Origin of the sequence: Mycolicibacter senuensis, from assembly GCF_003284925.1 — a bacterium.
Lineage (GTDB): Bacteria > Actinomycetota > Actinomycetes > Mycobacteriales > Mycobacteriaceae > Mycobacterium > Mycobacterium algericum_A.
The window spans coordinates 1-22,281 of sequence record NZ_QMEX01000012.1 but is presented as its reverse complement, the minus strand read 5'-3'; the positions used below and the strand labels follow the sequence as shown (position 1 = coordinate 22,281).

At 69.2% G+C, this 22,281-nt stretch carries 18 protein-coding genes; 10 read left to right on the top strand and 8 right to left on the bottom strand.

Annotation, left to right across the window (positions count from 1 at the left end; translation table 11 throughout):
* Window positions 1–20 precede the first annotated feature (20 nt).
* Both uvrB and DQP56_RS06020 read left to right on the top strand, forming a co-directional pair.
* Window positions 21–2,192 carry an excinuclease ABC subunit UvrB gene (uvrB, locus tag DQP56_RS06025; RefSeq protein ID WP_112684052.1) on the top strand — a complete coding sequence of 724 codons (2,172 nt, stop codon included), beginning with the start codon at window positions 21–23 and terminating at the stop codon, window positions 2,190–2,192.
* Between the two features lie 58 nt (window positions 2,193–2,250).
* Window positions 2,251–3,690: an MFS transporter gene (locus DQP56_RS06020; protein ID WP_165824913.1), complete on the top strand. Its 1,440-nt coding sequence runs from the start codon at window positions 2,251–2,253 to the stop codon at window positions 3,688–3,690.
* A gap of 5 nt (window positions 3,691–3,695) precedes the next feature.
* Here the strand turns inward: DQP56_RS06020 and DQP56_RS06015 are convergent, their stop codons facing one another.
* Window positions 3,696–5,375, bottom strand: coding sequence for a glycosyltransferase family 39 protein (locus DQP56_RS06015; protein ID WP_234825524.1), 1,680 nt, complete (start codon window positions 5,373–5,375; stop codon window positions 3,696–3,698).
* Between the two features lie 235 nt (window positions 5,376–5,610).
* On the opposite strand from DQP56_RS06015, the gene DQP56_RS06010 reads away from it, so the two are divergent.
* The gene (locus DQP56_RS06010) at window positions 5,611–6,057 is read left to right on the top strand and encodes a universal stress protein (RefSeq protein WP_112684051.1); all 447 of its coding nucleotides are present in this window, start codon (window positions 5,611–5,613) and stop codon (window positions 6,055–6,057) included.
* A gap of 119 nt (window positions 6,058–6,176) precedes the next feature.
* Here DQP56_RS06010 and DQP56_RS06005 read toward each other — a convergent pair whose 3' ends face one another.
* Window positions 6,177–6,863, bottom strand: a complete 687-nt coding sequence (locus tag DQP56_RS06005) for an MBL fold metallo-hydrolase (protein ID WP_112684050.1) — start codon at window positions 6,861–6,863, stop codon at window positions 6,177–6,179.
* A gap of 57 nt (window positions 6,864–6,920) precedes the next feature.
* Here DQP56_RS06005 and uvrA point away from each other — a divergent pair, with 57 nt between their 5' ends.
* The gene (gene uvrA, locus DQP56_RS06000) at window positions 6,921–9,827 is read left to right on the top strand and encodes an excinuclease ABC subunit UvrA (protein ID WP_112684049.1); all 2,907 of its coding nucleotides are present in this window, start codon (window positions 6,921–6,923) and stop codon (window positions 9,825–9,827) included.
* 37 nt (window positions 9,828–9,864) lie between these two features.
* Here the strand turns inward: uvrA and DQP56_RS05995 are convergent, their stop codons facing one another.
* Genes DQP56_RS05995 through lysX form a run of 5 tightly spaced genes read right to left on the bottom strand, consistent with a single transcriptional unit; the run spans window position 9,865 to window position 16,448 of the window.
* The gene (locus DQP56_RS05995) at window positions 9,865–11,037 is read right to left on the bottom strand and encodes a winged helix DNA-binding domain-containing protein (RefSeq protein ID WP_112684048.1); all 1,173 of its coding nucleotides are present in this window, start codon (window positions 11,035–11,037) and stop codon (window positions 9,865–9,867) included.
* A 3-nt stretch (window positions 11,038–11,040) separates the two neighbouring features.
* A complete protein-coding gene (locus DQP56_RS05990; RefSeq protein ID WP_165824912.1) occupies window positions 11,041–11,280 on the bottom strand; it encodes a hypothetical protein in 240 nt (79 codons plus the stop codon).
* A complete protein-coding gene (locus DQP56_RS05985) occupies window positions 11,273–11,719 on the bottom strand; it encodes a DUF6653 family protein (RefSeq protein WP_353617105.1) in 447 nt (148 codons plus the stop codon). The genes DQP56_RS05990 and DQP56_RS05985 overlap by 8 nt, the downstream gene beginning before the upstream one ends.
* The gene (locus DQP56_RS05980; protein WP_205868806.1) at window positions 11,716–13,104 is read right to left on the bottom strand and encodes an alpha/beta hydrolase; all 1,389 of its coding nucleotides are present in this window, start codon (window positions 13,102–13,104) and stop codon (window positions 11,716–11,718) included. The genes DQP56_RS05985 and DQP56_RS05980 overlap by 4 nt, the downstream gene beginning before the upstream one ends.
* Before the next feature lie 5 nt (window positions 13,105–13,109).
* A complete protein-coding gene (gene lysX, locus DQP56_RS05975) occupies window positions 13,110–16,448 on the bottom strand; it encodes a bifunctional lysylphosphatidylglycerol synthetase/lysine--tRNA ligase LysX (protein ID WP_112684046.1) in 3,339 nt (1,112 codons plus the stop codon).
* A 377-nt stretch (window positions 16,449–16,825) separates the two neighbouring features.
* Here lysX and infC point away from each other — a divergent pair, with 377 nt between their 5' ends.
* From infC to DQP56_RS05955, 4 genes are read left to right on the top strand one after another with little or no spacing between them, the layout of a single operon-like run.
* A complete protein-coding gene (gene infC / locus DQP56_RS05970; RefSeq protein WP_234825525.1) occupies window positions 16,826–17,443 on the top strand; it encodes a translation initiation factor IF-3 in 618 nt (205 codons plus the stop codon).
* 25 nt (window positions 17,444–17,468) lie between these two features.
* The gene (gene rpmI / locus DQP56_RS05965; RefSeq protein ID WP_013828757.1) at window positions 17,469–17,663 is read left to right on the top strand and encodes a 50S ribosomal protein L35; all 195 of its coding nucleotides are present in this window, start codon (window positions 17,469–17,471) and stop codon (window positions 17,661–17,663) included.
* A 55-nt stretch (window positions 17,664–17,718) separates the two neighbouring features.
* Window positions 17,719–18,108, top strand: coding sequence for a 50S ribosomal protein L20 (gene rplT, locus DQP56_RS05960; RefSeq protein ID WP_013828758.1), 390 nt, complete (start codon window positions 17,719–17,721; stop codon window positions 18,106–18,108).
* 20 nt (window positions 18,109–18,128) lie between these two features.
* A complete protein-coding gene (locus tag DQP56_RS05955) occupies window positions 18,129–18,917 on the top strand; it encodes a TrmH family RNA methyltransferase (protein ID WP_112684045.1) in 789 nt (262 codons plus the stop codon).
* Here the strand turns inward: DQP56_RS05955 and DQP56_RS05950 are convergent.
* Window positions 18,914–20,020, bottom strand: coding sequence for an oxygenase MpaB family protein (locus DQP56_RS05950; protein WP_234825523.1), 1,107 nt, complete (start codon window positions 20,018–20,020; stop codon window positions 18,914–18,916). The genes DQP56_RS05955 and DQP56_RS05950 overlap by 4 nt on opposite strands.
* Before the next feature lie 211 nt (window positions 20,021–20,231).
* Between DQP56_RS05950 and DQP56_RS05945 the strand changes: the two genes are divergently transcribed.
* Both DQP56_RS05945 and DQP56_RS24630 read left to right on the top strand, forming a co-directional pair.
* Window positions 20,232–21,083, top strand: coding sequence for an adenylate/guanylate cyclase domain-containing protein (locus tag DQP56_RS05945; protein ID WP_165824914.1), 852 nt, complete (start codon window positions 20,232–20,234; stop codon window positions 21,081–21,083).
* 141 nt (window positions 21,084–21,224) lie between these two features.
* A partial coding sequence (locus DQP56_RS24630; protein ID WP_353617104.1) for a PGRS repeat-containing protein occupies window positions 21,225–22,281 on the top strand: 1,057 nt, incomplete at its 3' end.

The following is a 22,281-nucleotide window of genomic DNA, read 5'->3' as shown; positions in this document are numbered from 1 at the left end:
ACCCGGCCTACTCTGGGTTCGTGGCTTTCGCAACCGAACACCCCGTCGTCGCGCATTCGGAGTACCGGCCTCCCGCCGACGCCGTCGAAGGCATCGTGCGGGCCGGTGGCCGTTTCGAAGTGGTCAGCGACTACCAGCCCGCCGGTGACCAACCTACCGCCATCGCCGAACTGGACCGGCGCATCACCGCCGGGGAGAAGGACGTGGTGCTGCTCGGCGCCACCGGCACCGGCAAGTCGGCCACCGCAGCCTGGCTGATCGAGCGGCAGCAGCGGCCCACCCTGGTGATGGCGCCGAACAAGACGCTGGCCGCACAGCTCGCCAATGAACTACGAGAGATGTTGCCGCACAACGCCGTCGAGTACTTCGTCTCGTACTACGACTACTACCAGCCGGAAGCCTACATCGCTCAAACCGACACCTACATCGAGAAGGACAGCTCCATCAACGACGACGTGGAGCGGCTGCGCCACTCGGCGACCTCGAGCCTGCTGTCCCGGCGCGACGTGGTGGTGGTGGCGTCGGTGTCCTGTATCTACGGCCTGGGCACCCCGCAGTCCTACCTGGACCGCTCCGTCGAGCTGCAGGTCGGCTCGGAGGTACCGCGCGACGGGCTGCTGCGGCTGCTGGTCGACGTGCAGTACACCCGCAACGACATGTCGTTCACCCGCGGCTCCTTCCGGGTCCGGGGCGACACCGTCGAGATCATCCCCTCCTATGAGGAGCTGGCCGTGCGCATCGAGTACTTCGGCGACGAGATCGAGGCACTGTATTACCTGCATCCGCTCACCGGGGACGTGGTCCGCAAGGTCGACTCGCTGCGGATTTTCCCGGCCACCCACTACGTGGCCGGTCCGGAACGGATGACGCAGGCCATCTCCACCATCGAGGAGGAGCTGGCCGTCCGGCTCGACGAGCTGGAGCGCCACGGCAAGCTGCTGGAGGCGCAGCGGCTGCGGATGCGCACCAACTACGACATCGAGATGATGCGCCAGGTCGGGTTCTGCTCGGGCATCGAGAACTATTCGCGTCACATCGACGGTCGCGGCGCCGGCTCGCCCCCGGCCACCCTGCTGGACTACTTCCCGGAGGACTTCCTGCTCATCATCGACGAATCCCACGTCACGGTGCCGCAGATCGGCGGCATGTACGAGGGCGACATGTCGCGGAAGCGCAACCTGGTGGAATTCGGCTTCCGGCTGCCGTCGGCGTGCGACAACCGGCCGCTGACCTGGGAGGAGTTCGCCGACCGGATCGGGCAGACCGTCTACATGTCGGCCACCCCCGGCCCCTACGAGCTGGCCCAGGCGCAAGGCGAGTTCGTCGAGCAGGTGATCCGCCCGACCGGCCTGGTCGACCCGAAGGTGGTGGTGAAGCCGACCAAGGGCCAGATCGACGACCTGATCGGCGAGATCCGGCAGCGCGCCGAGGCCGACGAGCGGGTGCTGGTGACCACGCTGACCAAGAAGATGGCCGAAGACCTCACCGACTACCTGCTGGAGATGGGGATCCGGGTGCGCTACCTGCACTCCGAGGTCGACACGCTGCGCCGGGTGGAACTGCTGCGGCAGCTGCGGCTCGGCGACTACGACGTCCTCATCGGGATCAACCTGCTGCGGGAGGGCCTGGACCTGCCGGAGGTGTCGCTGGTGTCGATCCTCGACGCCGACAAGGAGGGCTTCCTGCGCTCCACCCGCAGCCTGATCCAGACCATCGGCCGCGCCGCCCGCAATGTCTCCGGCGAAGTGCACATGTACGCCGACAAGATCACCGACTCGATGCGCGAGGCCATCGATGAGACCGAACGGCGCCGCGCCAAGCAGGTCGCCTACAACGAGGCGAACGGTATCGACCCGCAGCCGCTCCGCAAGAAGATCGCCGACATCCTCGACCAGGTGTATCGGGAGGCGGCCGACAGCGAAACCGTCGAGGTCGCCGGCTCGGGGCGCAACGCCTCGCGTGGGCGGCGCGCGCAGGGCGAGCCCGGCCGCGCGGTCAGCGCCGGGGTGTTCGAGGACCGCGACACGGCCGGCATGCCGCGCGCCGAACTGGCCGACCTGATCAAGGACCTCACCGAGCAGATGATGAACGCCGCGCGTGACCTGCAATTTGAGCTCGCCGCCCGAATCCGCGATGAGATCGCCGACCTCAAGAAAGAATTGCGGGGTATGGACGCGGCCGGAATCAGGTGACGCGCCAGCATGGGGACCGTTTTCGCGTGTCATGGCGATCCGTGATTGACTGCAAGCGGTGGTGGATCTGACTGAAGCGGTGACGACCGAATCCGCTATAAACACCGGCAGCTGGCGCGAGCTGCTCGGAAGGCGCTACTTAGGCACCTCAGCCGTGCTAGCCGGGGGCGTGGCCCTCTACGCCACCAACGAGTTCCTGACGATCAGCCTGCTACCGAGCACGATCAAAGAGATCGGCGGCGAACGGTATTACGCCTGGGCCACCACGCTATATCTGGTCGGGTCGGTGCTCGCCGCCGCCGCAGCCAACGCGGTGCTGGTTCGGATCGGTTCCCGGTTCGCCTACCTGCTGGGCCTGCTGGCATTCGGCGTCGGCGGTGTGGTGTGCGCCATGGCGCCCCAGATGGAGATCCTGCTGGTCGGCCGCACCTTGCAGGGTATGGGCGGCGGCCTGTTGGCCGGGCTGGGTTATGCGCTGATCAATGCGGTCCTGCCCAGCTGGCTGTGGACCCGCGCATCCGGGCTGGTCTCGGCGATGTGGGGTGTCGGGACCCTGGTGGGGCCGGCGGCCGGTGGCCTGTTCGCCCAGTTCGGCATCTGGCGGTGGGCGTTCGCCATCATGGCGGTGCTGTCCGGAGTGATGGCCGTGGCGGTGAGTGTGGTGCTGCGTGCCAGCCGCGGCGGCCAACAGGACGACACGATGAAGGTCCCGGTGCGCTCACTGCTGTTGCTGGGGGGCGCCGCGCTGGTGGTCAGCACCGCGCAACTGCCGCACAGTCTCGTCGGGGCCGCCAGTCTGCTGATCGCGGGCGCGGTGCTGTTGGGCGTGTTCCTGGTGGTGGATCGGCGCTCGTCGGCGGCGGTGCTGCCCCCCAGTGCGTTCCACCCCGGCCGGGAGAAGTGGATCTACCTGACGCTGGGCCTGTTGATGGCCACCACCAAGGCCAACCTGTACATCCCCCTGCTCGGGCAGCGACTGGCTCACCTGCCGCCGGTGATGGCGGGATTCCTGGGTGCCGCCTTGTCGACCGGCTGGACGATCAGCGAGATCGCCAGCGCCTCGGTCAGCAAGGTGCGGGTGGTCATCGGGCTGGTGATCAGCGGGCCGCTGGTGATGGCGGGCGGCCTGGCGGTGGTCGCGTTCGCTCGGATGAGCAGTTACAACCCGACCGCGGTGGGCGCGATCTGGGCGCTGGCGCTGCTGGTCGTCGGTGTCGGTGTCGGTGTCGGCTGGCCGCATCTGTCGGCCTGGGCCATGAGCTGCGTCGACGACCCCGCCGAGGGCGGCACGGCCGCCGCGGCGATCAACACCGTCGCGCTGATCGGCGGGGCATTCGGCGCCGGCATTGCCGGCCTGGTGGTCAACACCGCGATGAGCTCCGGCCTGCCGGCGGCCCGCTGGCTGTTCGCGATCTTCGCGGTCATGGCCGCCGTGAGTTGTGTGGTGGCCTATCGGGCCGCCCGCGGCGCCGAACCGCTGGTCGGCGCCCACGCCTGAGCGGCTTAGCGGTCATGCGGCGGTTTCTGCTTCGCCTCTCCTTCGTCGAGCCTCGCTGAACCGCCGGGTTCATGCGGCGGTCCCAGCTTCGCCTCTCCTTCGTCGAGCCTCGCTGAACCGCCGGTCGACTTGATGACCTGGGAGAAGGTGAACTGCCAACGTTCGACGGCGTGGAAGCCCAGCTGGCGTAGCACCTGGCCGTCGGGGGTGCGGGCGAACCGGGCGCCCAGCGGCAGCTTGACGGCGACCTGGTGGGCGGGCAGGGACCGGTCGTGATCGGTGATCGTCCAGATCGTCGGGCAGCCGGCGAGCTGATCGCTGAGCGCCCACACCGCCAGATGCCCGTCCCAGAGCCGGCCCAGCTGCTGCCGGTGCGGGCCCCGGCCCGGGTCTCGCAGCTTGGCGAACGTCGCGGGCCGACCGGCCGGCAGTGCCCGGATCGGGCCGGGCAACCACCTGGTGGTGTTGTCGATCAGGAGGCAATCCCCGGGCCGGGCGTGCGCATCGATGACATCGGCCACCGCACTGTAGTCCCAGCCCTCTTTGGAGTAGCGATCACGTTGATTGGCAACATAATTCGGTGCGGCGGCGATGACCAGTACCGTCAGGGCGCCGATGATGGCGCGGCGAGGCCGGGCGAGTGTGGTCACGGCGGTGTTCAACGAGAGGGCCAACGCGATCGCCATGGCGGGCGCGGTGCTGATCAGGTAGCGCGGATAGTAGACGGGTTTCACCATCACCGAATAGGCCACGGTCGCCACGGTGGGGATGACCAGCCAGGCGACGCAGAGCAACGCCAGCTGCCGCAGCTCGCCGGCGGGTGCCGGGCGGACCCCGGCACGCACGGCCACCACAGCGGCGGCGATCAGCAACCACGCCGAGATCGCGAAGGGCACGCTGTTGTCGAAGAACTGCTGCTGCGCGATCTCGATCACGGTGTGCGCATCCGCCGGCCGAATCCAGGCGACCTGCCAGATCTGCTGCCGGCTGAACCACAGAAACGGGGCCAGTACGGCCAGCGCGATTCCGGCGGCGCCCGCAAAGCGCCGCTTCGCCGTGTGGTCGCACCCGCACGCCCGCAGCCCCACCGCATGCACCGCCACCATGAGCACGGTGAAGGTGTTCAGCAGTGTCGAGGCCACCACCGCCGCGCCGTAACCCAGCCACAGCGGCCGGGTGTTCCGGCGCGCCGCGCTCGCCCACAGCACCGTCAGCCAGACCGCGGACGCCGCCGCGAACGCATACGGGCGCGCTTCCACCCCGGCCCACGTCATCCGCGGCAGCACCGCATACAGCACGCCGGCGCAGATCGACACCGGCCGGTCGGCGAACCGGCGACACAACACCACCACCCCGGCGGCACCGGCGCCGACCGCCAGGCAACTCGGCGCCCGCGCCCAGAATTCCGTCGCCGGGAACAGGGCGAACCAGCCGTGCATGAACAGGTAGTACAGGCCGTGCACCGCGTCGATGTGGCTCAGCAACTGCCACAATTCCGGCAGCGATCGATGCGTCGACGCCGAGATCGTGGCCGACTCGTCGAACCACAGTGACGGCCGGCTCGCGCCGATGCCGCTGATCAGCGTCGCCACCACCGCGATCAGGAACGCGTCCGGGGGCCGGCGCCGCCGGCGGGGCGGACCCGCCGCGGTGCTCACCGGTGCCCGGTTCAGTACCAGGCTCAACGGCGTCTGCTATCGCGAGCATTGACGGTTATGGCAGTCCACGCTACCGCCCGGTGCGCCGTGTCAGCCACGTCACGACGGCGGTGAGATGCGGTTTTCGTGCCCCTCAATGGCGATGTGTGTGCAGCGACGCAGACGACATGTGACGCCAATCGCCCCCATCGGGGCCTCCGACGCGTTAATGTCGCCATGGCTTACTAGCGAGCATTGCAACTTTTCACCGGGAGGGTTACGGATGAGCGGCTACAAGACGGTGGTGGTCGGCACGGACGGCTCGGATTCTTCGTTGCGTGCCGTCGACCGTGCCGGTCACCTGGCGTCGGGTGAGGGTGCGAAGGTCGTCATCGCCACCGCTTACCTGCCGCACGCCGACGACCCGCGGGCCGTCGACGCGCTGAAAGACGAGAGCTACAAAGCCTCCGGCAGCGCCCCGATCTACGCCATCCTCAAGGAAGCCAAGGAGCGGGCCATCGCCGCCGGCGCCTACGAGGTGGAGGAGCGCGCCATCGTCGGCGCCCCGGTGGACGCGCTGGTGGAGTTGGCCGAGTCGGTCAAGGCCGACCTGTTGGTAGTCGGCAACGTGGGGCTGAGCACGATCGCCGGGCGGCTGCTGGGGTCGGTGCCGGCCAACGTGTCGCGGCGCGCCAAGGTCGACGTGTTGATCGTGCACACCACCGGCTGACCGGGCCGGCCAGGTTCTTTTCGGCGGGCGCGGTCGCCAGACACGCGATCGCGGATTCGGTTTCGGCGCCGGGTTTTTGCGGCGCACAAACGCAGCGACGCATCACGGCGGAAACGCCGTCACCAACCCCGTTCGCGCCACTCCGCCAAGTGCGGCCGCTCGGTTCCGAGGGTGGTGTCGTCGCCGTGGCCCGGGTAGACGACGGTGTCGTCGCCGAACCGGTCGAACACCTTGGCGCTCACGTCACCCAGCAGCCGCTCGAAATCGCCTGGCTGCCAGGTCTTTCCGACGCCACCCGGAAATAGACAGTCGCCGGTGAACAGCTGCGTGACCCCCCCGGTGGCCGCGCCGTCCAGCGCCAGTGCCACCGAGCCCTCGGTGTGGCCCTGCAGGTGGATCACGTCGAAGGTCAGGTCACCCACCGTCACGGTGTCGCCGTCGGCCAGCAGCCGGTCGGGGGTCACCGGAAGCGGTTCGGCGTCCAGCGCGTGCGCCGCGGTGGGCGCCCCGGTGGCCTCGGCGAGTGCCTCCAGCGCCTGCCAGTGGTCGAAGTGCTGGTGGCTGGTCACGATCAGCGCCACCTCGGGCGCGTAGTCGCGCACCAGCGCCAGCAGCGTGTCGGCATCGTTGGCCGCGTCGATCAGCAGCGTCTTGCCGGTGTTGGTGCAGGTCACCAGGTAGGCGTTGTTGTCCATCGGACCCACCGACGTCTTGATGATCGTCGCCCCGGGCAGGGTGCGGCGGGCTGCGGTGCCGGGATCGACGTGGCCGGTGTAGGTGTCGTCAACCGAGATTTTCGGGGTCATATCCGCCACCGTACTGGCCGTGAGCTGCGTGTCGGTACGGCCACCTAGCATGGACGGGTGGCTGACCGGCTGATCGTCAAGGGTGCGCGTGAACACAACCTGCGCAGTGTCGACCTGGACCTGCCGCGGGACGCGTTGATCGTCTTCACCGGGCTGTCCGGTTCCGGCAAGTCCTCGCTGGCCTTCGACACGATCTTCGCCGAGGGGCAGCGCCGCTACGTCGAATCGCTGTCGGCGTATGCCCGCCAGTTCCTCGGCCAGATGGACAAACCGGATGTCGACTTCATCGAGGGCCTGTCACCGGCGGTGTCCATCGACCAGAAATCCACCAACCGCAACCCGCGGTCGACGGTGGGCACCATCACCGAGGTGTATGACTACCTGCGGCTGCTGTACGCCCGTGCCGGTACCCCGCACTGCCCGGTCTGCGGTGAGCGTATCGCCCGCCAGACCCCGCAGCAGATCGTCGACCAGGTGCTGGCCATGGATGAGGGGCTGCGCTTTCAGGTGTTGGCGCCGGTGGTGCGCACCCGCAAGGGGGAGTTCGCCGACCTGTTCGAGAAGCTCAACACGCAGGGCTACAGCCGGGTCCGGGTCGACGGGGTGGTGCATTCGCTCACCGACCCGCCCAAACTCAAGAAGCAGGAGAAACACGACGTCGACGTCGTGGTGGACCGGTTGACCGTCAAGGAGTCGGCCAAGCAGCGGCTCACCGATTCGATCGAGACGGCGCTGGGACTGGCCGACGGCATCGTGGTGCTGGAGTTCGTCGACCGCGACGACGACCATCCCCACCGTGAGCAGCGGTTCTCCGAGAAGCTGGCCTGCCCCAACGGGCACCCGCTGGCGGTCGACGACCTGGAGCCGCGGTCGTTCTCGTTCAACTCGCCTTACGGGGCGTGCCCCGAATGCGCCGGGCTGGGCATCCGCAAGGAGGTCGACGCCGACCTGGTGGTGCCCGACCCGGACCGCACCCTGGCCGAGGGGGCGGTGGCGCCGTGGTCGATGGGCCCCACCAGCGAGTACTTCACCCGGATGATGGCCAGCCTGGGCGCCTCGATGGGCTTCGACGTCGACACTCCGTGGCGCAAGCTGCCGGTCAAGGCGCGCCGGGCCATCCTGGAGGGCTCCGACGAACAGGTCCACGTGCGGTACCGCAACCGTTACGGGCGGACCCGCTCCTACTACACCGATTTCGAAGGTGTGATGGCGTTCCTGCAACGCAAGATGGAGCAGACCGAGTCTGAGCAGATGAAGGAACGCTACGCCGGCTTCATGCGTGACGTGCCCTGCCCGGAATGTGCCGGCACCCGGCTCAAACCGGAGATCCTGGCGGTGACCATGACCGCCGGCGACTACGGCAGCAAATCCATTGCGCAGGTGAGTGACCTGTCGATCGCGGAGTGCTCCGATTTCCTCAACGCGCTGACGCTGGGCCCGCGGGAGCAGGCCATCGCCGGCCAGGTGCTCAAGGAGATCCAGTCGCGGCTGAGCTTCCTGCTCGACGTCGGGCTGGAGTATCTGACGCTGTCGCGGGCAGCCGGAACGCTGTCCGGCGGTGAGGCGCAACGTATCCGGCTGGCCACCCAGATCGGTTCGGGTCTGGTCGGGGTGCTCTACGTGCTCGACGAGCCGTCGATCGGGCTGCATCAGCGTGACAACCGCCGGCTGATCGAAACCCTGGTGCGGCTGCGCGACCTGGGCAACACCTTGATCGTCGTCGAGCACGACCTGGACACCATCGCGCACGCCGACTGGATCGTCGATATCGGTCCGGCGGCCGGGGAGCACGGCGGGCGAATCGTGCACAGCGGGCCCTACGCCGAGTTGGTGGCCAACCGCGACTCGATCACGGGCGCCTACCTGTCCGGCGCGAAAAGCATTGCGGTGCCGCAGCTTCGGCGGCCGGTGGATGCCAACCGCCAACTCGGCGTGGTCGGCGCACGCGAACACAACCTGCGTGGTGTCGCCGTGGCGTTCCCGCTCGGGGTGCTGACCGCCGTCACCGGGGTGTCCGGTTCGGGAAAGTCGACGCTGGTCAACGACATTCTGGCGTCGGTGCTGGCCAACAAGCTCAACGGCGCCCGGCTGGTGCCCGGCCGGCACACCCGCATCACCGGCCTGGATCACCTGGACAAGCTGGTGCGGGTCGACCAGTCACCGATCGGGCGCACCCCGCGGTCCAACCCGGCCACCTACACCGGGGTGTTCGACAAGATCCGCACCCTGTTCGCGGCTACCACCGAGGCCAAGGTGCGCGGCTATCAGCCGGGCCGGTTCTCGTTCAACGTCAAGGGCGGTCGGTGTGAGGCGTGCACCGGCGACGGCACCATCAAGATCGAGATGAACTTCCTGCCGGATGTCTATGTGCCGTGCGAGGTCTGCCACGGCGCGCGCTACAACCGGGAGACCTTGGAGGTGCACTACAAGGGCAAGACCATCGCCCAGGTGCTCGATATGTCGATCGAGGAGGCGGCGGAGTTCTTCGAGCCGATCACCGGCATCCACCGTTATCTGCGAACCCTGGTCGACGTCGGACTGGGCTACGTGCGGTTGGGCCAGCCCGCACCGACGCTGTCCGGCGGGGAGGCGCAGCGGGTGAAGCTGGCCTCGGAGTTGCAGAAGCGCTCCACCGGTCGGACGGTCTACATCCTCGACGAGCCCACCACCGGCCTGCACTTCGAGGACATCGCCAAACTGCTGGGCGTCATCAACGGGCTGGTCGACAAGGGCAACACGGTGATCGTCATCGAGCACAACCTGGATGTGATCAAGACCGCCGACTGGATCATCGACATGGGCCCCGAAGGCGGGGCCGGCGGGGGAACGGTGGTGGCCACCGGCACACCCGAGGATGTGGTGGCCGTGCCGGAGAGCTACACCGGCAAGTTCCTCGCCGAAATCCTGGACGTACCGGTCAAACCCGCCAAGCCGGCGAAGCGGCGGCGCAAGGCGAGTGCTTAGGAGCGAGATGTCATCAGAGGCTGCGGTGGCGTGGCGCTCACCGTAGCGCCTTGACCAGCGGCGACGGGAACCGCGGCGCTATCCGCGTGCCGTCCAGCCAGGCGGTGAGCTCGCTCGCCCGCTGCTCCAACACCTGACGCGCCGGCCGGCCGGGGTCCTCCAGCAGCTGCAGCTGCACCTCGGCGGCGGCGTTCTGGCACCAGCCGCCCACGATCCGGCCGTTCCACCACACCGTGGGTCCGGCGTTGCCGTAGTTGTCGAAGAGCTGGCCGCGATGCTCGCCGAGATACCAGTCGCGGTGATACCAGCCCATCGTGGTGACGTCGAGCCCGGGCAGCAGCGCACCCCACGGTTCGGGTTCGGGCTCGGGTTCCAGGTCATCGGGCAGCGCGTACCCGGGGGTGCCGTGCAGGTCGACGTCGACGGCGCCGATGCCGCTCAACGCTTTTCGGACCGCCGTCTTGGTGGTGCCGAACCACCATTTGATGTCGTCGGCGGTGGCCGGGCCGAAGGCCCGCAGCCAGGTCGCGACCAGGCGTGCCTGTGCCTTCTCGGCGGGGATCGGTTCGCCCGGTTCGCCGAGCCAGTCGGCGGCGGCCGCCCACCGGGGCCGCGACGAGGTCCAGCTTGCGTCGTTGGGTCCGCGCACGATGTCGCCCTGGGCGCCGAGCACGGTCAACGCGCGCGGGGCCAGCTGCGTCTGGCCGCCGTAGGCCTTGCCGGGTGCGGGGTCGTAGGTTCCGGCCAGTTCGGGTAGTGCCGCACGTAGTTCGGCGCTGCTGGCCGGGCCGTGCTCTTCGAGGTGTCGCAGCACCGCCGTGCCGGCCCGGGCCAACCAGCGTCCTCCGTCGTCGGCGACACCGGCTTTGGCCACGTCGGCGATGAGTCGGCGGCGTTCGGTGTCGGCCACCCGGTCGCTGGCGGCGGCCTGCACGGTAGGCAGCTCGGCGGTGTCGACCACCCACAGCGTGCGGCGCATCGCCAGCTGCTTGATCAGCGACCGTTTCTCATACAGCGCACTGTCCAGGTCGGCGACCGTGAATGGTGACGATCGCGCCCACAGCGACAGATACGGGGTGGCCGGATCGGTCGCGTGCAGGCCGATGAGCGTGGCGGCTATCTGCGTGATCGGCTCGGTCGCGGTCTCAGGGGCCAGAAAGTGCCGGCGTGCCAAGCGGGTTCGCCGTTCGGCGATGGTGAAGGCCCGCACCCGTCAGTGCTCGTCGTCGCGCATCGAGGCGCGGATCTGCTTCAACCGGTCGGCGGCGGCGCGCTGCCTGTCCTGGTACTGCTTCTCGACGGTGCGGCCCTCCGGGGTCTCTGCGTCCAGTTCCTGCGCGCCGATCGAGGTCTGAAACCGGTTCTCGATCTTCTCGCGCACCGAATCGAAGGTCGGCACGCCGGTGTCGTCGTAGCCGGTGTCGGGCTGCGGGGCGTCCGGATCGTCACCCATGTTCGCCACGGTACCGCCGGCGATCGAAATAGCGGACCATCAACGCCCAGTAGCCCATGGTCAGCGTCATCGCCACGGCGGTGGCGGCCACCGTCGGCAGCAGCAGCCGGCGGCGGGCGCTGGCCAGCGCCCATGCGGTCGCGGCGCTACCGGCGACGTTCACCAGCAGTGCGGCGTCGCGCGGCCGGTCGGTGACCCACTGCTCCTCACCGAGCATCGCGCGCGTCGACCAGGCCGCCTGATCGGCCGGCGCACCGAAGATCACTGGGTTCAGCGCGAACCACACCGATATCCACGCCGCATCCCGCCAGGACCGCCGCCACACCGGCACCAGGATCAGCGGTGTGGTCGCCCAGCGACTCCAGGCGCTCCACGGATTGGCGTGCCTGGCGAACACGGCGCGGCGCAGCCGCGCCACCGCCGGCGTCGGGCGGGTCATCGACGTGGCTCGCGGACGTCGTGGGCCGGCCTCGGCCCGGCCGCTGCTGCCTCCGGTGACTCGACCGGGAACGGCACGGGTTGCACTCCCGGGGTGCTCAGCCGCCCCGCCAGCCAGGGCAGCGCCTCGGCGAACATTCTGCCGGCGAACGGCCAGTCATGCTGGCCCGGCGCGGTGACCACGGCGCAGTCGATGCCGTTGGCCCGGCCCAGCGTGCACAGCGACTTCGCGGCGGCCAGCTGACCGCCGGTGTCGGCAACGGTCGCGCTGCCGTTGACCCCGAACCATCCCGAAACCCCGTAATAGCGACCGTGTTTGGCGATCACCGTCGACGGGTCGAACGCCGCCCAGGCCTGTGGGCTCCCCCCGAAGAGCCGATTGACGGTCTGGGAGCGGGTTCCGGCGTTGGGGCCGAGGTCACCGGCGATGTCGACGAAGGTACTGAATCGTTCGGGGTGCATCGCGGTCAAGTCGACCGCGCACGTGCCGCCCATCGACCAGCCGGCGACACCCCAGTGCGACGGATCGGGGCTGGCGCCGAACTGCGAGATCACGTACGGCACCACGTCTTCGGTCAGGTGGTCGGCGGCGTTGCCGCGGGGGCCGTTGACGCATTCGGTGTCGTTGTTGAACGAACCGCCCGAGTCGACGAACACCAGGATCGGTGCATTGCCGTCGTGCGCCGCCGCGAACGCGTCGACGGTGTTGATAGCGCCCCCCGAGCGCAGCCAGTCGGCGGGAGTGTTGAACTCCCCGCCGATCATCATCACGACGGGCAGGGCCGGCGGCGGGTTCTGGGCGAACCACGCCGGCGGCAGGTACACCAGCTCGCCGCGATGTTTGAAATGCGAAGCGTCGGAGGGAATCGTCACCTTCAGCACCTGCCCGCGCGCGGGCGTGGTGCCCGACCCGGCCAACGCGTTCACCGCGGCCAGGTCGCTCTGGTCGGGCAGCGGCCCCGACGTCAGATTCCCCCAGGCGCTCTGCACCGTCGGGAAGTAGCCCACCCAGCTGTTGAGCGTCAGGGCCGCGCTGATCGCACACAGCGGCACGGCCAGCACCGATATGCCGCGACGCCACCAGGCCGCACCCCGCCAGCCCAGGAGCAGCAGGCCGGCCGCGGCGCCGGTGAGCGCGATCCACACCCACAGTGCCGGCGGCGACGGCTGGGCGATCAGCCCATCGTCGGCGGCGAACCGGTAGGCGCCGACCGCCACCGCCAGCCCCACCGCGCCTATCACCGGCAGCCACCGGCGCGACCGCCGGCCCACGCCCAGCACCAGCGCCAGCACCGCCGCCGCCTGCACCGTGACCGGAATCCAGCCGTGCATCAGCGAGGTGTGTTCGCCGCTCGCCAGAATCACCCCTCCATGATGGACCGCCATCGCGATCAGCGGGGTTTGGCCAGCGGGAACGGCAGGGTGTCGCGGATGCTGTGGCCGGTGATGAGCATGACCACCCGGTCCACGCCCATGCCCAGCCCGCCGGTCGGGGGCATCGCGTACTCCATGGCCTGCAGGAAATCCTCGTCGAGTTCCATCGCCTCGGGGTCGCCGCCGGCGGCCAGCAGCGACTGCTGCTGCAGCCGGCGGCGCTGCTCCACCGGATCGGTGAGCTCGCTGTAGGCGGTGCCCAACTCCACGCCCCACGCCACCAGGTCCCACCGCTCGGCCACCCCGGGCTTGCTGCGGTGCGGCCGGGTCAGCGGCGACACCGAGGTGGGGAAGTCGGTGTAGAAGGTGGGCCGCTCGGTGCGGGCCTCGACCAGGTGCTCGTAGAGCTCGAGCACCACCGCACCGGCATCCCACTGCCGCAAAAAGTGCACGCCCACCCCGTCGCACAATCGGCGCAGCGTGCCCAGATCAGTGTCGGCGTCGATCTTTTCGCCGAGGGCCTCCGAGACCGCGTCGTGCACGGTGCGCACCGGCCACTGCCCGGAGATGTCGACCGGCTCCAGGCCCGCACCGCCGGCGACGGGCCGCATCACCACCGGCGCGCCGTTGGCCGCCACCGCGGCGTTCTGGATCAGCTCGCGCGCCCCGTCGATCCAGGCCAGGTAGTCGCCGTGGGCCTGGTAGGCCTCCAGCAGGGTGAACTCCGGGTTGTGGCTGTAGTCGACCCCCTCGTTGCGAAACGCCCGGCCCAGCTCGAACACCCGCTCCAGCCCGCCCACGCACAACCGCTTGAGGTACAGCTCCGGGGCGATCCGCAGGTACAGGTCGAGGTCATAGGCGTTGATGTGGGTGACGAACGGGCGGGCGTTGGCGCCGCCGTGCAGCTGCTGCAGAATCGGGGTCTCGACCTCCAGGAATCCCTTGGCGAACAAGGTGTCCCGGAGGGAGCGCAGCACGTTGCTGCGCGCGGTGATCAGCTCGCGGGCCTGCGGATTGATCGCCAGGTCCACATAGCGGGTCCGCAACCGGACCTCGGGGTCGGTCAGGCCCTTCCACTTGTCCGGGAGCGGACGCAGGCACTTGCCGACCAGCCGCCACCGTGTCACCAGCAGCGACGGAGTTCCGTTGCGGCTCTGCCCCGTCGCGCCGGTGGCCTCGATCAGGTCGCCGAGGTCGACGCCCGAGCTGAAGTCCGCGGCACGCACGTCGCCGCCGGTGGCCAGCACCGAATCGTCGAGCAGCAGTTGCACCTCACCGGACCAGTCCCGCAACTGGGCGAACAGCACGCCGCCGTAGTCGCGTATCCGCAGCACCCGCCCGGTCACCGACACGCTCTGCCCGGCGCCGGCATCCAGCGCCTGGGCGACGGTGTGACTGGGCGGCGCACCCACCGGGTAGGCGTCAACACCACTGTCCTGCAACGACTTCAACTTCGCCATCCGGCCCCGCACCTGCTCGGGGAGCCGGGGGAGCGGGCCGGCTGCCTCGGGTGCCTCGGCGGCCTCGGTGTCGGGGGCGGTGCCGTCGTCGTGCAGCCGCTCGGTGGCGGCCACCGTCGCCGGCACCGACGAGCGTTGGCCGGTGTGCTGTTCCTTGCGCTGGGAGAACGGCAGCATCAGGAAGCCTTCGGCGATCACTGAGGCCACCCCGACCCGGGGGATGAGCCGAGCGTCTTCGTAGCAGGCGTAACGCGGCACCCACTCCGGCTGGTACTTCATGTTGGAGCGGTAGAGCGTCTCCAACTGCCACCAGCGGGAGAGGAACATCAGCAGCCGGCGCCAGACCCGCAGCACCGGGCCGGCACCCAGCTGGGCGCCCTGCTCGAAGGCGGCCCGGAACATCGCGAAGTTCAGTGAGATGCGGTTGACGCCGACGGTGGCGGCCTGCAGCGCCAGGTCGCTGACCATCAACTCGATGGTGCCGTTGGGGGATTGCGGTGAGCGGCGCATCAGATCCAGCGATACCCCGCTGCGGCCCCATGGCACCAGCGACAGCATCGCCACCACTTCGCCGGTTTGTGAGCCGGACCGCGGCTCACCGCGCACCGCTTCGACCAGCAGGCAGTTGACGTCGGCCGGATCGCCCAGCCGGCCCAGCGCCATGGAGAAGCCGCGCTCGGATTCGGTGTCGCGCCAGGCGTCGGCGCGTTCGATCACCTGGGCCATCTCCTCGGCGCCGATCTCGCCGTGTCGCCGCATCCGCACCGTCAGGCCGGAGCGGCGGGCCCGCGCGACTGCCTGGCGCACCCCGCGCATGTCCGGACCGGACAGCTTGAACTCCGCTGGCCGAAGGATCGCCTCGTCCCCGATCTCCAACGCGCTCAGGCCGGCGTCCCGGTAGGCCTGCGCGCCGGCGAAACCGGCGCCCATGACACCGGGCGCCCAGCCGTAGGTCTGGCATACCCGCAGCCAGGCGCTGATGGCCTGCGGCCAGGCCCGCGGATCGCCCACCGGGTCGCCGCTGGCCAGGCAGACCCCGACCTCGACCCGGTAGGTGATGGCGGCGCGCCCGTTGGGGGCGAACACCACCGACTTGTCGCGGCGCGTGGCGAAGTAGCCCAGCGAGTCGTTCTGGCCGTAGGCCTCGAGCAGCCCGCGGATCGCCGACTCGTCCTGGCCGGTCAGGGCGTTGTCGGCCCGCTGGGACAAAAACAGCACGATTGCGGCGATCATCAGGGTCAGCGCCCCGAGCAGCCCGCACAGCGCCTTGAGCCCGAACTCCGGCTCGCCGGGGAAGAAGTCCGGTTCCAGCAGCCCGAACCCGACCACCCGGTTCACCACGTAGGGCAGCCGCAGCGGGGGCTGCACCGTCCCGGGGAACACCTCGATGAGTCCCCAGCACAGCAGGATCGCCACCGTCCAGCCGGCGACCAGCGTGGCGGCCGATCGCAGCAGGGCACCGCGGCGCACCTTGGCCCAGAACTCGCCGCGGGCGGCCACCAGCACGACGATCGCGGCCACATGCAGCGCCAGGCCCGCGACACCGCTGATGACCTGGAAGCGGTCGGAGGCGTCCGACACCAGCCGGCTGAGGTTCCAGCCGCCGGCGACCACCAGGCTGGCGATCAGCAGCCACCAGGCGATGCGCTTGTGGGCGCTGAGCGCCGCGGCCAGCAGCGCCAGCACGAATGCCCAGGCCAGGCTGGTGTCGGGGAAGTTGAACAGGTACTTGTCGATGAACTCACGCGGCACCCGGATCGCCCACCGGATCACCGGCGACATGCTCGACAGCAGCGACAGCGTGGCGGCGATGCCGACGGCCCAGGCCGCAGCCGCGGGAACCCAGCGCAACCGGGAGGTCGACTGGCTGCGCGAACGCGGGCCGGTGAGCGTCATAGCCCGGGAGAATAGGCAATCAAGCCGGGAAAAAAGTGTGAGGGACTCCGCCGGGGCGAAACGTCCGGGCCGGAGGAGTGCCGAACTGCTGCTAGACTGTCGGACGCGACCGTCCCGGCGTACGCCAGGACTGCAAGTGGAGTTCCCTCCCACCTCTAGCCGCGGAGCGATCCGTAGGCCTAGTGGTCCGGTCGCAGGCGGTGCGAACCGCCTGCTCTGCGCAGCGCGCGCAGGCGTCCCGATGGTATCGGGCCGCGACCGGTCGGTATCGGGCCCTGCTTCGTGCAGGGCTTTTTTGCTGGTGGGTGGTTTCAGCGCCGCTGCGTCCGGACGAGCACTGCGGCGGCCGCGACCGGAAGACTACCCAGGGAGGTCCCATCAGCACTGAGATCCGCGTCAACGAGCGCATTCGCGTACCTGAGGTCCGTTTGATCGGCCCGGGAGGGGAGCAGGTAGGCATCGTGCGCATCGAGGATGCGCTTCGCGTCGCCGCGGATGCCGATCTCGACCTTGTCGAAGTAGCCCCGACCGCGAAACCGCCGGTCTGCAAGATCATGGACTACGGCAAGTACAAGTACGAGGCGGCCCAGAAGGAGCGCGAGTCTCGCAAGAACCAGCAGCAGACCGTCGTCAAGGAACAGAAGCTGCGCCCCAAGATCGACCCCCACGACTACGAGACGAAGAAGGGCCACGTGGTCCGCTTCCTCGAAGCCGGGGCGAAGGTCAAGGTGACGATCATGTTCCGCGGACGTGAGCAGTCCCGGCCCGAGCTGGGCTACCGGCTGCTGCAGCGACTGGGCGCCGATGTCGCCGAGTACGGCTTCGTCGAGACCTCCGCCAAGCAGGACGGGCGCAACATGACGATGGTGCTGGCACCGCACCGCGGCGCGAAAACCCGGGCCAAGGCCGCAGAAGATGCCGGCGCGGGCGCCAAGCCCCCCGCATCGGCCCCGGACGACGCGGCCGACGCGGCCGAGCCCAAACCCGAAAACTGACACCGAATACCAGAACTGAGGAAACATGCCCAAGGCGAAAACCCACAGTGGCGCTTCGAAGCGGTTCCGTCGCACCGGCACCGGCAAGATCGTGCGGCAGAAGGCCAACCGTCGCCACCTGCTCGAGCACAAGCCGAGCACCCGCACTCGCCGGCTGGCCGGGCGCACCGAGGTGGCTGCTGCCGACGCCAAGCGCGTCAACAAGATGCTGAACGGCTGATAGCCGCTCCGCGCTACGCAAATCCCTTACGTCCCAACGAGAGTAGGAACACCCCATGGCACGCGTGAAGCGGGCAGTCAACGCCCAGAAGAAGCGTCGCACCATCCTGAAGGCCTCGAAAGGCTACCGTGGCCAGCGGTCGCGGCTGTACCGCAAGGCCAAAGAGCAGCAGCTGCACTCGCTGACCTACGCCTACCGTGACCGTCGCGCCCGTAAGGGCGACTTCCGCAAGCTGTGGATCACCCGGATCAACGCGGCGGCCCGCGCCAACGGCGTCACCTACAACCGCCTGATCCAGGGTCTTAAGGCCGCCGGTGTCGAGGTGGACCGCAAGAACCTCGCCGAGATAGCCGTCAGCGACGCGGCAGCGTTCACCGCGCTGGTCGAAGTGGCCAAGGCCGCGCTGCCCGAGGATGTCAACGCGCCCTCCGGCGAGGCCGCCTGACCCTGCTGGGTCTTTCCGGGATGCTGACCGAACGCTCGGCCCGCGTGGTCGCGGCGGTCAAGCTGCACCGGCACGCCGTCAGGAAGCGTGAACAGCGCTTCCTGGCGGAGGGTCCCAATCTGGTCGAGGCCGCGATCCGTCGCGGTCTGGCCGTCGAGGTCTTCGCCACCGAATCGGCGGCGCAACGCCACGGCGAGCTGCTGACGTCCGTACGGGCGCCGGTGCACCAGGTCACCGACCGCGCGGCAAAGGCGTTGTCGGACACCGTCACCCCGGCCGGCTTGGTCGCCGTATGCACGGTTCCGGAACCGGACCTGGGCGGGTTGCTGGCCGAGGCGCCGCACCTGGTGGCGGTCGCGGTGGGCATCGGCGAGCCGGGTAACGCCGGCACCCTGATCCGTATCGCCGACGCCACCGGGGCTTCCCTGGTGGTGTTGACCGGCAACAGCGTCGATCCCTACAACGGCAAGTGCCTGCGCGCCTCGGCGGGCAGCGTATTCAACGTCCCGGTCGTGGTGGCCGCCGACACCGACGCGGTCCTGGCGGCGCTGCGCGAAGCGGGGTTGCAGCTGCTGGCCACGGCGTTGGACGGCGACCTGAGCCTCGACGACGCCGATCCGGTGCTGACCGCACCCACCGCGTGGCTGTTCGGCCCGGAATCCCACGGCTTGCCGGCTGCCGTCGCGGCCGCCGCGGACCATCGGGTGCACATCCCGATGTCCGGCGGCGCGGAGAGCCTGAATGTGGCTGCCGCAGCAGCGATCTGCCTGTATCAGAGCGCGCGGGTGCAGCGCGGCGCCCGGTCTTAGGCGGCCTTGCGGCGCGGCGGGCGCGGCGCCAGGCCACCGCCGGCCGCCAGTGAGAAGGTGCTGTGCACGAACGCGCCGGCCCGCTCGACCAGCTTCATGCCCCGGCTGACCCGCGGCACATAGTGCATGCCGCTGGCGCGCCGTTCCTTGGGCGGTCCGCTGAACCAGGGGGCTTCGATAAGCGGTGCATCCGCGGCGATCTTGCCCTGTTCGCGCTTGTAGCCGGCCAGCGCACGTGGATGCAGCCGGATCTCCTCGGGGACCACGCTGAACGCCAGGTGGGCGGCCTTGCCCAACAGCCGGAACAACACCTCGTCGCCTTCTGACCAGCGCAGCCCGGCCTTCTCCCGCACCACCGGCTCGAACAACCCGGCGGCCACCCAGCGCTGGGCGGCCAGCGCCGGCTTGAACAGCTGATCCCACACGCCGGTGGGCATCATCACGAACCACGGCTTGGGGATGCGCATGTCCAGGATGCCCTGCGCGGCCGGCGTCATCTCCAGCTCTTCCTCGCAGACCCGGTCCCAGTACTCACAGAACTCGTCCCAGGACTTCGGGACCGGGCGCATGCTCATGCCGTACATCCGGTACCACTGCACATGCTCGTCGAAGAGCTGGTGCTTCTCGGCCTCGGTCAGCCCGCCGCAGAAGTACTCCGCCAGCTTGATGATCAACATGAAGAACGTCGCATGCGCCCAGTAGAAAGTCTCAGGATCCAGCGCGTGGTAGCGCCGGCCCTGCGCATCGGTGCCCTTGATGTCGCGGTGGTAGTCGCGGATCGCCGCGCCGGTGGACTGGGCGCGCATGCCGTCGTAAACCACGCCCATGATCGGGTACACCGACCGCGTCACCCGCTGCAGCGGTTCACGCCACAGGCTGGAGTGGTCCTCCACGCCGGCGCCCAGGCCGGGGTACATGTTCTCGATTGTGCCGATCCACATGCCCATTACGCCGGTGCGGATATCACCAAAGTACTTCCAGGTCAGCGATTCGGAATTCAACGGTTCCACGGCCGGCGCGGGTTTGGGAGCGGCCGGCGCGGGGGCACTCTGCTCCGCGGGCTCAGCTGCCCGCTCGGCGGACGTGGTCGGCGTAATGGTCATCACGTCTCCTGTCTGGCGAACCTGACACAACCATAATTATGACAACACATGTTGTCTAGATTATCGAGGGCGCGTCGCGACGGGATTGTCGATCGTGGCGTGTGCCACGTGTCTCGGCCGTTGCCGGTGGCCACAACCGCCACCTACGCTGGGGCGCATGGACCTTGAGCCGGTCGGTCGGCAGGCTGACGAGCTCGAGGAGGTGGTGGGGATGCCGGAGCATGCCGCGTCGAGCCGCCGCCGTTCGTTCTCCCTCGACGACGCCGCGGCCTGGTTGAACCGCACGACCAACGACGTGCGGGTGGTCGACTTGGTCCGCCGGGTGCGCCGGGCGCTGCCCGGCGACCCCGAGTTCGGCGATCCGCTCTCGACCGCCGGCGACGGGGGACCGCAGGCCGCCGCCCGAGCGGCCGGCCGGCTGATGGGTGACCGCTCCGCGGCGTCGCGCGAGGTCAGCCTGGGGGCCTTGCAGATCTGGCAGGCGTTGACCGAGCGGATTTCTCGCGCCCCCACCAATGCCGAGGCCACGCTGGTCTTCACCGACCTGGTCGGATTCTCCACGTGGTCGCTGCGGTCCGGCGACGACGCCACCCTCACCTTGCTGCGACGGGTGTCGCAGGTGGTCGAACCGCCGCTGCTGGACGTCGGCGGCCGCATCGTCAAACGGATGGGCGACGGGATCATGGCGGTGTTCCGTGAGCCGCTGATCGCGGTCGGCGCGGTGCTGGAAGCCCAGGATGCGATCGCAACGGTCGAGGTCAACGGCTTCACCCCGCGGATGCGGGCCGGTATTCACACCGGGCGGCCGCAGCGGCTGGCCGATGACTGGCTGGGCGTGGACGTCAACATCGCCGCGCGGGTGATGGAGCGGGCCGTCAAGGGCGGCATCGTGGTGTCGGGGGCGACGCTGGAACGCATCGAGCCCGGCGCGCTCGAGGAGCTGGGTGTGACGGCCAAGCGGGCCCGCCGACAGGTGCTGTCGGCCAAGACCAGTGGTGTGCCGGCCGATCTGATGATGTATCGGCTCAAGGCGGTTCGCCGCGAGCCCCCCGCCGACGACTGAGCGTGGCGTTAACTTACTTGTAGGCCGGGCGAATTCACGCAGACGAGTGGAGGAACCCGGTTTCTTGGAATAGTCTGCGTGAACCAGCCATCTAATTGTGCAGTTCTACACAGGTCGCCTTCAGCGCAGAAGCGGGGAAACATGTCAGGTCGGGAACAGCGTCGGAGGAACGACCGGCGGGTTCGTCATCGGGTGGTCGGCGCCGGCGGCACGGTGGCCGCGTTCCTGGCGTTCGGCATGGCTCCGCTGGCCGCGGCGCCCACGGCGCACGCCGACCTCGACTTCGACTGGCTGACCGATCTGTTCGCGCCGGCGTCGGACTCGGCGTGGGGCTGGGACACCGACGCCTGGGACAGCAGCACCTGGGACATCAGCTCCTGGTTCGACTCCTCGGCCGACCCGGGCATCGCGCTCGACACCAGCGCATTCGACATGACGTCGTTGTTCAACACGTTCTTCTACCAGCCGCTGCACACGGCCATGGAGGCCTGGATCGAGAATCCGAGCAACGCCTGGCTGCTCGACATGATCAACTCGCTCAATACGAATCCGGATTACTGCGGGCTGATCTGCAACGGTGACGACGGCACCGCGGACAGCATCAATGGCGGTAACGGCGGCTGGTTGTTCGGCGACGGGGGAGCCGGTTACGCCGCCGATGAAGACGGTATCGGTGGCGGTATCGGTGGTAACGCCGGGATGTTCGGCAACGGCGGTGCGGGCGGTGCTGGTATCGAGGGCGGCGACGGCGGTGCTGGTGGCACAGGCGGCTCGATCATGGGCATCGGCGGCGCCGGCGGCGTCGGCGGCCAGGGGATGCAGGGCCTCACCGACGCCAACGGAAACGGTACGGCCGGCAGCGAGGGTGCCGCCGGCGGTAACGGCGGCGTCGGCGGTAACGGCGGCGAGGTCTTCGGCAACGGGGGTAACGGCGGCGCCGGTGGCCAGGGCGGCAAGGGCGGCACCGGTGGTACCGGTGCCGACGGTGTCGACGGCGACTGGGCAGTCAACAACGGCAACGGGACCGACGGCGGCGACGGCGGTGCCGGTGGTAACGGCGGCGTCGGTGGTAACGGTGGTGCTGCCGGTACGGCGCACCACGAGGGCAGCGGCTCCGACGGCGCCGGGGGTGTCGGGGGCAACGGAGGTGCCGGCGGCGATGTCGGCCTCGGTGGCGACGGTGGCAACGGTGCCGCCG